This window comes from Streptomyces sp. NPDC048370, from assembly GCF_043200825.1.
Taxonomy (GTDB): Bacteria; Actinomycetota; Actinomycetes; order Streptomycetales; family Streptomycetaceae; genus Streptomyces.
This window is the reverse complement of the sequence record NZ_JBICYI010000008.1, coordinates 303,731-315,793: the sequence shown is the minus strand read 5'-3', so window position 1 is coordinate 315,793 and position 12,063 is coordinate 303,731. Positions and strand designations below refer to the sequence as shown.

General features: G+C 73.0%; 6 protein-coding genes. 5 read left to right on the top strand and 1 reads right to left on the bottom strand.

The annotated features are described in order from the left end of the window. Nucleotides 1-198: 198 nt before the first annotated feature. Nucleotides 199-1,323 (top strand): GuaB3 family IMP dehydrogenase-related protein, encoded by a 1,125-nt coding sequence (locus ACGFYP_RS20230; RefSeq protein ID WP_361965375.1) that lies wholly within the window; start codon nt 199-201, stop codon nt 1,321-1,323. Between the two features lie 73 nt (nt 1,324-1,396). On the opposite strand, the gene ACGFYP_RS20225 is transcribed toward ACGFYP_RS20230, so the two are convergent. Next, on the bottom strand, nt 1,397-2,638 hold the full coding sequence (locus ACGFYP_RS20225; RefSeq protein ID WP_393495047.1) for a nucleotide sugar dehydrogenase: 1,242 nt from the start codon (nt 2,636-2,638) through the stop codon (nt 1,397-1,399). 226 nt (nt 2,639-2,864) lie between these two features. Between ACGFYP_RS20225 and ACGFYP_RS20220 the strand changes: the two genes are divergently transcribed. The 4 genes from ACGFYP_RS20220 to ACGFYP_RS20205 all read left to right on the top strand — a co-directional run bounded on the left by ACGFYP_RS20220 (nt 2,865) and on the right by ACGFYP_RS20205 (nt 11,984). Beyond that, the gene (locus ACGFYP_RS20220; RefSeq protein ID WP_393495045.1) at nt 2,865-4,571 is read left to right on the top strand and encodes a glycerol-3-phosphate dehydrogenase/oxidase; all 1,707 of its coding nucleotides are present in this window, start codon (nt 2,865-2,867) and stop codon (nt 4,569-4,571) included. 288 nt (nt 4,572-4,859) lie between these two features. Next, nucleotides 4,860-7,157: a serine/threonine-protein kinase gene (locus ACGFYP_RS20215; protein WP_393495042.1), complete on the top strand. Its 2,298-nt coding sequence runs from the start codon at nt 4,860-4,862 to the stop codon at nt 7,155-7,157. 170 nt (nt 7,158-7,327) lie between these two features. Continuing rightward, nucleotides 7,328-10,246 (top strand): serine/threonine protein kinase, encoded by a 2,919-nt coding sequence (locus ACGFYP_RS20210; RefSeq protein WP_393495039.1) that lies wholly within the window; start codon nt 7,328-7,330, stop codon nt 10,244-10,246. A 103-nt stretch (nt 10,247-10,349) separates the two neighbouring features. After that, the gene (locus tag ACGFYP_RS20205) at nt 10,350-11,984 is read left to right on the top strand and encodes a serine/threonine-protein kinase (RefSeq protein ID WP_393495036.1); all 1,635 of its coding nucleotides are present in this window, start codon (nt 10,350-10,352) and stop codon (nt 11,982-11,984) included. Nucleotides 11,985-12,063: the final 79 nt, after the last annotated feature.

Here is a 12,063-nt window from a genome sequence, read left to right as displayed (position 1 = left end):
CCGCGCGCGGGGGGGGCGGGCGCGCCCCCCCCGCCCCCCCCCCCCCCCTACCCACCCCCCCAAAAAACCCACCCCCCCCCCCCCCCCCCCGCGCGGCGGGGCCCGCCCCCCCCCCCCCCCCCCCCCCCCCCCCCCCCCCCCACGCGCGTGTGTCGGGGATACTGGTAGGCGCAGACGTAGAGGGAAAGGCCACACATCGTGACTGAGATCGAGATCGGGCGCGGCAAGCGCGGCCGCAGGGCGTACGCGTTCGACGACATCGCCGTCGTACCGAGCCGGCGCACCCGGGACCCGAAGGAGGTCTCGATCGCCTGGCAGATCGACGCCTACCGCTTCGAGCTCCCCTTCCTGGCCGCCCCCATGGACTCGGTCGTGTCGCCGCAGACCGCCATCCGCATCGGCGAGCTGGGAGGCCTCGGCGTCCTGAACCTCGAAGGCCTGTGGACCCGGTACGAGGACCCGCAGCCGCTGCTCGACGAGATCGCCGAGATGGACGAGGCGACCGCGACCCGCCGGCTGCAGGAGATCTACGCGGCTCCGATCAAGGAGGAGCTGATCGGGCAGCGCATCAAGGAGGTGCGCGACTCGGGCGTGGTCACCGCCGCCGCGCTCTCCCCGCAGCGCACCGCGCAGTTCTCCAAGGCCGTCGTCGACGCCGGCGTGGACATCTTCGTCATCCGCGGCACCACGGTCTCCGCCGAGCACGTCTCCGGCGCGGCCGAGCCGCTGAACCTCAAGCAGTTCATCTACGAGCTCGACGTCCCGGTCATCGTCGGCGGCTGCGCCACGTACACCGCGGCCCTGCACCTGATGCGCACCGGCGCGGCGGGTGTCCTGGTCGGCTTCGGCGGCGGCGCCGCGCACACCACGCGCAACGTGCTCGGCATCCAGGTCCCGATGGCGACCGCGGTCGCCGACGTGGCCGCGGCCCGCCGCGACTACATGGACGAGTCCGGCGGCCGGTACGTGCACGTCATCGCCGACGGCGGTGTGGGCTGGTCGGGCGACCTGCCGAAGGCGATCGCCTGCGGCGCCGACTCGGTCATGATCGGCTCCCCGCTGGCCCGCGCGACGGACGCGCCAGGCAAGGGCCACCACTGGGGCATGGAGGCCGTCCACGAGGACGTGCCGCGCGGCAAGCTGGTCGACCTGGGCATCGTGGGCACGACCGAGGAGATCCTCACGGGTCCCTCGCACTCCCCGGACGGCTCGATGAACTTCTTCGGCGCCCTGCGCCGCGCGATGGCGACGACGGGCTACAGCGAGCTCAAGGAGTTCCAGCGCGTCGAGGTCACGGTCGCGGACTCGCAGCACAAGCGCTGACGCGGTTCTCGTAGGAGTGCAGAGGGGCCCCGCACGGGTGGTGCGGGGCCCCTCTCCGTCTTTTCGGCGGGTGTCAGAGGCGGTGGGCCGCGCCGGCCGGGGTGGCGCCGCGGGTGTCGAGGAGGAGTTGGGCCTTGACCGCCAGGCCTTGGAGGTCGTACGTGCGGTGGTGCTGCAGAAGCACCGTCAGGTCGGCGTGGGCGGCGGCCTCGTAGAGGGAGTCCGCGCGGGGGACCGGGAGGTCGCGGACGCGCCAGTCCGGGACGTGCGGGTCGTGGTAGCTGACCACGGCGCCGAGGTCCATCAGCCGGCGGGCGATCTCGTCGGCAGGGGAGCTCTCGCGGTCGGCGAGATCGGGTTTGTACGTGATGCCGAGCAGAAGCACCCGGGCGCCGCGGGCCGACTTGCCGTGCTCGTTGAGGAGGGTCGCGCAGCGCTGGACGACGTAGCTCGGCATGCGGTCGTTGACCTGGGTCGCCAGCTCGACCATGCGGAGCGGGCGGTGGGGGCCGATGGTGTCGACGGGGACGCCGTGGCCGCCGACGCCGGGTCCTGGGCGGAAGGCCTGGAAGCCGAAGGGCTTGGTCTCGGCGCAGCGGATGACGTCCCAGAGGTCGACGCCGAGGTCGTGGCAGAGCACCGACATCTCGTTGACCAGGGCGATGTTGACGTGCCGGAAGTTGGTCTCCAGGAGCTTGACCGTCTCGGCCTCGCGCGGGCCACGCGCGCGTACCACCTTGTCGGTGAGCCGGCCGTAGAAGGCGGCGGCGGACTCCGTGCAGGCGGGGGTGAGGCCGCCGATGACCTTGGGGGTGCCCGCGAAGCCGTGCGCGCGGTTTCCTGGGTCGAGCCGGCCGGGGGAGTACGCGAGGTGGAAGTCGCGGCCCGCGCGCAGTCCTGAGCCCTCCTCCAGGAGGTCCCGCAGCACACCTTCGGTGGTGCCGGGGTGCACGGGCGATTCGAGCAGCACGGTCGTGTGGGGGCGCAGGCGGGCGGCGAGGGCGCGGGCAGCGTCGACCATGGCGGTGAGGTCGAGGGTCCGGTCGGGGCCGAGCGGGGTCGGGGCGCAGATGACGGCCGTACGGACCCGGCCGAGCTCGGCCGGGTTGGTGGTGGGCCGGAAGCCCCCCGAGAGCATCCGGCGGATCTCCGATGCGGTGAGCGAGCCGTCGACGGGCGGGCGGCCCGCGGCGAGTTCGGCGACCGGCCGGGGATCGGTGTCGTAGCCGATGGTGTCGATGCCGGCGGCGATCGCGGCCTGGGCGAGGGGGAGTCCGATGTGGCCGAGGCCGATGACGGCGAGATCAGCGGGCATGGGGGGTGGGCCGTCCTTCCCAGTAGCCGGAGGGGACGAGACGCGCAAGCCCGGTGGACAGAACGGGGCGAGTGCAATGTCAGACTAGGCGTAAATATGACCGATATGCCGTATTGCGGGGTCAAAGGTCGCCGAGTGTTATCCACAGGCAGTGGCTGAAGTCGGAGGGCCGGGACAGAATCGAGTCTGTGAGCCCGATCACGCGGGGGGACGACGGGAGGCAGCGGTGAGGACAGCGACACTGGGACCGGCCGAGCGCGCCGAGGCGCTGGCGGCGATGGCGGAGCGCGAACTGGACGTGCTGGTCGTGGGCGCCGGAGTGGTCGGCGCGGGGACTGCCCTCGACGCGGTCACGCGAGGACTCTCCACCGGCCTCGTCGAGGCCCGGGACTGGGCCTCCGGCACCTCCAGCCGATCGAGCAAGCTGATCCACGGCGGGCTGCGCTATCTGGAGATGCTGGACTTCGCCCTCGTGCGGGAGGCGTTGAAGGAGCGCGGACTGCTCCTGGAGCGGCTCGCCCCCCATCTCGTGAAGCCCGTCCCCTTCCTCTACCCCTTGCAGCACAAGGGCTGGGAGCGGCTGTACGCAGGCTCGGGCGTCGCGCTGTACGACGCGATGTCGATCTCCTCAGGACACGGCCGCGGACTCCCGGTGCACCGCCACCTCTCCCGCCGCAACGCCCTGCGGGTGGCCCCCTGCCTGAAGAAGGACGCCCTGGTCGGCGCGTTGCAGTACTACGACGCCCAGATGGACGACGCCCGTTTCGTCGCCACCCTCGTGCGCACGGCCGCGAGCTACGGCGCGCGGGTCGCCAGCCGCGCGCGGGTCATCGGCTTCCTGCGCGAGGGCGAACGGGTGGTGGGCGCCCGGGTTCAGGACGTCGAGGCGGGTGGCGAGTACGAGATCCGCGCGAAGCAGCTGGTCAACGCGACCGGGGTGTGGACGGACGACACCCAGGCGCTCATCGGGGAGCGGGGCCAGTTCCACGTGCGGGCGTCGAAGGGCATCCATCTGGTCGTGCCCAAGGACCGGATTCACTCGAACAGCGGACTGATCCTGCGCACCGAGAAGTCCGTGCTGTTCGTGATCCCGTGGGGGCGGCACTGGATCGTGGGCACCACCGACACCGACTGGGACCTGGACAAGGCCCATCCGGCCGCATCCAGCGCCGACATCGACTATCTCCTGGAGCATGTGAACAGCGTCCTGGCGACGCCGCTCACCAGGGACGACGTCCAGGGCGTGTACGCGGGCCTGCGGCCCCTGCTCGCCGGCGAGTCGGACGCCACGAGCAAGCTCTCGCGCGAACACACCGTCGCGCACCCGGTCCCCGGCCTGGTCGTCGTGGCCGGCGGCAAGTACACGACCTACCGGGTGATGGCCAAGGACGCCGTGGACGAGGCCGTGCACGCGCTCGACCAGCGGGTCGCGGCCTGCGTCACCGAGGACATCCCGCTCCTCGGCGCCGAGGGCTACAAGGCCCTGTGGAACGCGCGGGCCAGGATCGCCGCCAGGACCGGACTTCATGTCGTGCGCGTCGAGCATCTGCTCAACCGGTTCGGTTCGCTGACGGAGGAGATCCTGGAGCTCATCGCCGCCGACCCGGGTCTCGCCGAGCCGCTGACGGGCGCCGAGGACTATCTGCGCGCGGAGATCGTCTACGCGGCCTCGCACGAAGGCGCCCGGCACCTGGACGACGTCCTGACCCGGCGCACCCGGATCTCGATCGAGACCTTCGACCGCGGGACGCTCAGCGCCCGGGAGTGCGCCGAGCTGATGGCGCCGGTGCTCGGCTGGGACGAGCACCAGATCGAGAAGGAGGTGGAGCACTACGAGAAGCGGGTGGAGGCGGAGCGGGAGTCGCAGCGGCAGCCGGACGACCTGACGGCGGACGCGGCGCGACTCGGGGCCCCGGACATCGTGCCGATCTGACCCTGACCTGAGCCGTTCGGGCGGTCCGGGACGAACTCCGCGTCCGGGAGGGGACGTTGAGGACGGGGTGCGGCATCCTGTTCGTGCGGGTGTGGAACCCGAGGGGGGCGTGCCGGCGTCGGGTGTCGGAGTGGGAGCGCTTTCCCGCGGGGCCGTCCTCTCGCAGTGCGGACCCGCGAGCGGAAACGGTCCCGGGGTGAGAGACAATGGGCTCTCTTCCAGGGCGGGTTACCGCATCGCGCGGAAGCGGCGGACGCGGGCGAAGATCAGGGATCGCAGAGGGGACGCATGTCGGAGGCGGAGCAGTCGCGGGACACGGCGCGGGACCCTCGGCGGGACGCCGGCGCGGGTGCCGGAACCGACGGCGACCGGGGCGTGGTCCCCGCGGCACGTGAGGCGGAGTCGGACGCGAAGTCCGGCACGGACACGGACGTGGACACGGACACGAAGGCGGGCACGAAGGCGGGCGCGGACGCGGGCGCCGATGCGGGCGTGACCGCCGGCGCGGCGAAGGCCTCGGCCGACGGTGCGGCAAAGACGTCCGCGCCGGAGAAGTCGTCCGCGCCGGAGAAGGCGCCGGAGCCTGAGAAGGCGTCCGGGGTCGAGAAGAAGCAGGGAGCGGTGAAGGCCGACGCGCCGCCCGTCGACGCCAAGCCGTCCGACGACGCGCGGCCCGCTCGTGGTGGTGGGTCCGGGGCCCGGACGTCCGGGGCGGGGTCGAGCGGTGGGGTGACGGCCGAGGGTCGGTTGCTCTCCGGGCGGTACCGGCTCGACGGGGTGCTCGGGCGCGGCGGCATGGGCACGGTGTGGCGCGCGGTCGACGAGACCCTCGGCCGGACGGTGGCCGTCAAGGAGCTCCGCTTCCCCAACAGCATCGACGAGGACGAGAAGCGACGCCTCATCACCCGGACCCTGCGCGAGGCGAAGGCCATCGCCCGGATCCGTAACAACGGCGCCGTGACCGTCTACGACGTCGTCGACGAGGACGACCGGCCGTGGATCGTCATGGAGCTGATCGAGGGCAAGTCCCTCGCCGACGCCGTCCGTGAGGACGGCACGCTCACCCCGCACCGCGCCGCCGAGGTCGGCCTCGCCATCCTCGACGTGCTCCGTTCCGCGCACCGCCAGGGCATCCTGCACCGCGACGTGAAGCCGTCCAACGTCCTGATCGCCGAGGACGGCCGGGTCGTCCTCACCGACTTCGGCATCGCGCAGGTGGAGGGCGACCCGTCCATCACCTCCACCGGCATGCTCGTCGGCGCGCCCTCCTACATCTCGCCCGAGCGCGCCCGCGGCCACAAGCCAGGACCCGCCGCCGACATGTGGTCGCTCGGCGGACTGCTGTACGCGAGCGTCGAGGGCAGCCCGCCGTACGACAAGGGCTCCGCGATCGCGACGCTCACCGCCGTGATGACCGAGCCGGTCGACCCGCCGAAGAACGCGGGACCGCTGCTTGAGAAGGTCATCTACGGCCTCCTGGCCAAGGACCCCGACCAGCGGCTCGACGACGCCGGAGCGCGCGTGCTGCTTCGTGCCGTGCTCGACGCGCCCGCGCCGGTCGTGGAGCCGGAGCCGTCGGTCGAGGCCACCAGGGTCGTACCGCTGCCCCCCATCCCTCCGGAGCCGCCGCGGCAGGCGAAGCCCGCGCGGGACAGGACCCCGGACGCGGGCGTCGATCGCATGCGCGGTGCGCTGAAGTCCGTACGGAACGCGGCCGCCACGGCGCGGTCCGAGCAGCGGCCGAAGCCGGAGCCGATCCAGGGGGCGAACAGGCCGGCGCAGCCGCGGGCCTCGCTCACCGACGTCGTACCGCGCCGCACGCTCGTCATCATCGCGGGGATCGTCGTCCTCGCCCTGCTCGGCACCATCCTCGCCGTCGCGCTCGGCGGCGGTGACGACGGCAAGGACACCAAGGGCGGCGGCAAGGGCTCCGACAAGACGACCACCGCGGGCGCCACCGCGGGCAACGGCGCCACGGACACCCAGGGCAAGGGCCAGACCCCGAGCGACCCCGGTCAGCAGGGCGGCGAGCAGTCGGCCGACCCGGGGTCCGGGTCGGGTGGGAACTCGGGCGGGCAGAGCGGTTCGCCGTCCGGGAAGCCCGGCACCGGCGCGCCCGGGACGCAGCTGCCCCCCGGCTACACCATGGTGACGAACAGCCGGTTCCACTTCGCCATGGCGATGCCGTCCACGTTCGAGCTCGCCGGCATAGCGGGCCGTAACTCGGGCGGGATCTTCAACGCCAATGGCGGATACCCGCGCGTCCAGGTCGACTACAACAGCAGCCCGAAGGACGACGCGGCCGCCGCGTGGAGCGCGGCCGTGGCCGCCGTCTCCGCCAGCAGCAACGGCTACAAGCACATCGGCATAAAGACCGTCTCGTACAAGGGGTACCCGACGGTCGCCGACTGGGAGTTCGAGCGCACCGAGAAGGGCATGCGCGTCCGGATACTCAACAGGGGCTTCAAGGTCGACGCCACGCACGGCTACTCGATCATGATCACCTGCAAGGCGGACGAGTGGGACGGCGCCGAGTGCAAGACGCTGCGGGACACGGCGTTCGCCACGTTCAGCCCCAAGGACTGACCGGCGCCACGTATCGTGAGAGGTCGTGGACCGTACGCAGCCGAATACCATCGCCAACTGTGCGGTCCCGGATCGGAATTGACGGTTTCGCGCGGGTCCGGTCCGTGCGATTCATGAGCTGAGCGGGATCCGTGCGACCCGGGGGACAGCGCGCTCGGTGGGGAGGCGTCGTGGACGACTACGCGGGAAGGGTGCTCGCCGACCGCTATCGCCTGCCCGTGCCGCCGCAGGACGCGTACGAACTCGTCGAGACCCGCGCCTTCGACACCTACAGCGGGCAGGAAGTCCTGGTCCACCAGGTGCCGTTGCCCGAGGTGATCGACGCCGAGGTCGTCGACGAGGACGGTCGTGGATACGCCCCGCACCGGGCGAGTTCCGGCCGGGCCACCCGGCGGCCCGCCGACCCGGCGGTGCGGCGCGCGGTCGAGGCGGCCCAGTCCGCCGCGCAGATCCCGGACCACCCCCGCCTCGACCAGGTCTTCGATGTGTTCGCGGAGGCCGGTTCGCTGTGGATAGTGAGCGAACTGGTGGAGGCCAGGCCGCTCGCGGCGCTCCTCGCCGAGGGGCCGCTGAGCCCGTACCGCGCGGCCGAGATCGGCTCGGACGTCCTCACCGCCCTGCGCGCGCTGCACGCCCACGGCTGGACCCACCGGAACATCACCCCACGGACCGTGCTCGTCTGCGACGACGGCCGCGTGGTGCTGACCGGGCTCGCGGCGGGTGCGGCGGAGGAGGCCCTGTGCGGGTACGCGCCGGTGCCGTTCACCGACGAGGGGGAGGCGGAGGGCGAGGCCGTCGGGGACGACGTCTTCGGCGACGACGACGGTGACGCCAACGGTGACGACGACGGAGGCGGTCCCCAGTGGCCCGTCGCCGGGGAGGAGCCGGCGCGGCCCGAACTCCCCGCGGCCGGCGCCGTACCGGCCGTCGACGTACGGGCCGCCCGCGCCGGCGCCATCGCCGCGTACCGGGCGGGAGCCCGCGCCGCCGCGCACATCGGCGAGACCGGGGTCGTCCCGGTGCAGCGCCCGACCCCCGGGCCCGCCCCGGAAGCCCCCCAAGGCTCGGAAGCCCGCGAGGCCCGCGAGGCCCGCGAAGCCCGCGAAGCCCCGGACACCTCAGAAGACGCACAAGCCCCGGAGTTCGCCTTCGGGTTCGCGCCGGACCCGGACCCGGACCCCGAGCCTCCCGCCCCGCGTCTCCCGATGCCGCCCGCGCCCGCCCCCGTGCCCGCGCAGGGCCTCGGGCCGGAGCCGCATTGGTGGTCCCAGACCGGGGACGACGAGGACGAGGACGACGCCGACGACGAGTACCCGGCGCCGTACCGCAAGGGGTACGGGAGCGAGGGCGGCGGCCCGACGCGCGCGATGCTCGCCGGGACCTGGAGCGACGGCCCGCACGCCTCGCGCGACGCCTCAAGGCCCGTCCCCGCAGGCGGTGGAGGCGGCCCCGCGCTGCCCGCGCTCCCGGCCGGCTACACCCCCGCGCAGGCCCCGGACCCCGTACCCGTACCGGCTTCCGGTGGGTGGGACGGAGCCGGCGAGTCCGGCGACGCGCCCCTGCCCGTCTACCGGGGCCCCGCGACCCGGCTCGCCGCCGAACGGGCCCGCCAGGCAAGGGTCGCGGTCGTCGGTGCGGTCACCGAGCGCTGGGCGCCCGAGCAGGCGGGACCCGTCCACGAGAACTGGCGCCTCGCCCCGCCCATCGGCCCCGCCACCGACCTCTGGGCGCTCGGCGCGCTGCTCTACCGCGCCGTCCAGGGCCACGCCCCGTACCCGGAGGACAGCGCCGCCGAGCTCGTCCAGCTGGTCTGCGCCGAGCCCCCGGCCTTCGCCGAGGAGTGCGGCCCGCTGCGGCCCGTCGTCGAGTCCCTGCTGCGTCAGGACCCCACCGAGCGCCCCGACTTCGAGGAGCTGAGCGGCTGGCTCCGCTCGCTCGTCCGTTCCGCCCCGGAGCCGGACGCGGGTATGGGTGTCATACCGCTGCCGTCCGTGGACACGAAGAAGCTGCCCGTCGTACGGCGCCGTGGCGAGCTCGTGCGCAGGCGCCGAGGGGGAGCGGCGGGCGGCCGCCATCGCCACCGCAAGGGCAGGGGCCAACAGGACGTTCTCGCCCACGAGGAGGCCCAGGCCGCCGCCGCACGGCGGGACGAGCGGTACGACCAGGCACAGACCCAGGCACAGACCCAGGCACAGACCCAGGGACAGGCCCAGGGACAGGCCCAGAGGCAGACCCAGGCCCAGACCCAGGGACGGCGGTACGAGCGGCGTCAGGAGTTCCCGCAGGAGCAGTTCCACGAGGAGCTTCCGCAGCGCGCCCCGCGCGCCCCCCGCCCGTCCAGGCCCCCGCGCGGCGCGGGCGGAGGCGCCCGTTCCCCGCGCTCCCTCGGCCTGACGCTCCTCCTGCTGGTCCTGCTCCTCCTGGTCGGCGTCGTCGCGTACGCCGTGCTGTTCATGCCCAAGGACGGCGCGAAGGGCCAAGGGCCCGCGGGGCAGCCCGTCACGCCGGCGGCCGGACCGACGTCCGCGCCTCCCGCCGGGCCGAGTACGACGCCCAGCGCCAGGCCCAAGCCCAGCTCCGAGCCGACGACCGCGAAGACGACCCCGCCGGCCACCACCTCCAGCACCCCCGCCCTCGCCGCCGGGTACACGCTCCGCAAGGACCCGGAGGGCTTCGAGGTCGGTGTCGCCGAGGGCTGGCGGCGCAGCCCGATCAACGACGCCGGACAAATCCGCTACACAGGGGGCGATTTCACCCTGATCGTCGTCCCCGGCAGGGACACCGTGCAGGCCAACGGCTCGGACCCGATGGCGTACCAGCGGACCAAGGAGCGCGAGCTCCAGCCGTGGCGGGACTCCTCCTGGTCGAGCGCCTCCGGTCTGCGCCGGATCGACGTCGGGCAGCAGGCCATGGCGGTGGGCCAGTTCACCTGGCAGGACACCACCGGACGTGAGGTCTTCGTCCGCAACCTCGCCCTGATCGAGGCCGGCCGCTATCACGTGGTGCAGGTCATCGGCCCGGAGAGCGAGCGAGACAAGGTGTCCGAGATCTACGACCAGGCGGTGAAGGCCTACCGCGCGACCCGCTGAAAGCCCCTCGGCCGGTCACAGTGCGGTTCCTTTGCGAGCCCCGAGGTTCCGTCCCCCGTCTCCCCCTCCGTAACCTGTCATCCGAAGGAACGGGCGGGGGACTGTGGAACATTCTCAAGGCACGGAAACGGGCGCGGGGCTGCTGCTGGCCGGACGGTACAGGCTGGGCGAGACCATCGGTCGCGGCGGCATGGGCAAGGTCTGGCGGGCGCACGACGAGGTGCTGCACCGGGTGGTGGCGGTCAAGGAGTTGACGGCGGGTCGGTTCGTCGCCGAGGCCGACCGCCTCGTCCTGCACGCCCGTACGCAGAAGGAGGCCCGCGCCGCCGCGCGGATCACCCACCCGGGCGTGGTCACCGTCCATGACGTCCTGGAGCACGACGACCGTCCGTGGATCGTCATGCAGTACGTCGACGGGCCCTCGCTCGCGGACGCCGCGAAGGAGGCCGGCACGATCGAGCCCCGCGAGGCGGCCCGCATCGGGCTGCACGTCCTCGGGGCCCTGCGCGCCGCGCACGCCGCCGGAGTGCTGCACCGGGACGTCAAGCCCGGCAACGTTCTCCTCGCCCGCGACGGACGGGTCCTGCTCACCGACTTCGGCATCGCGGCGATCGAGGGCGACTCGACGATCACCCGGACCGGTGAACTCGTCGGTTCCATCGACTATCTGGCGCCGGAGCGGGTACGGGGCGGGGATCCCGGCCCGGCCTCCGACCTCTGGTCGCTGGGCGCGACGCTGTACACGGCGGTGGAGGGCACCTCGCCGTTCCGGCGGACCTCGCCGATCAGCACCATGCAGGCGGTCGTGACCGAGGAGCCGCCGCACCCGGCGAAGGCGGGCGCGCTGGCCTCCGTCATCGTCGCGCTGCTCCGCAAGGACCCGGCGAACCGGCCGGGCGCCGACGAGGCGGAGCGGATGCTGCTCGACGCCATGGAGGGCCGTACGCCGGAGGCGGCTCAGGCGTACGTACCGACGCAGCGCGTCGGGCGGGAGGTGCTGACCTCCGCCACGACCCCGCTCCCGGCCGAGGACGACTCCGCGTCCACGGCCACCCCGGCGCCCACCCCCACCGTGGTGCCGCGGTCCACCGCTCCCGGGCCGAAGAGCCGTGGACGGTGGCGTACGGCGGTCCTGGCGGCCGTGCTCGCCGGCCTGGTCGCCGGTGGAGCCGTCTTCGCCGCCATGAACTACTCGGGCGGTGGCGGCAAGGGCGGGGCCTCCGGTCGCGGCACGGACTCCGCGGTGACGGACCCCGCGGTGACGAAGGCCCCCACCCAGGACGCCCTCCCGGCCGGTTGGCACCGGGTCGAGGACCCCGAAGGCTTCAGCCTGGCGGTGCCCAAGGGCTGGAAGCGGCAGTCGGACGGCGACAGCATCGACTACACGCCGGACAACGGACGCCACCGGATCCGGATCAGCGTCGACCCCACGCCCGACTTCGAGAACCCGTACGTGCACGTGCTGGATCTGGAGAAGACGTTGAAGAAACGGCTCCAGTACAAGCGGATCAAGCTGAACCAGAACACCTACCGCGACCAGGTCCGCTCCGCCCGGTGGGAGTTCACCTGGTACGAGAAGCAGGAGTTCCCGGGCCCGAGGCACGCGATCGACCAGATGTACTTCGAGGACGACGGCACCGAGTACGCCCTCTTCATGGCCTCGCCGGAGTCCAGCTGGGAGACCACCCGGGAGCAGTTCGACATCGTTCTGCGGCACTGGCGGGCGCCCGGCGACTGACCGGTCCCGAGATCCGGAAATTGCCCTCCCGGCCGACCGTAAGCCCCTGATCAGGGCTTATGTGCCAGCGATCGCTGGC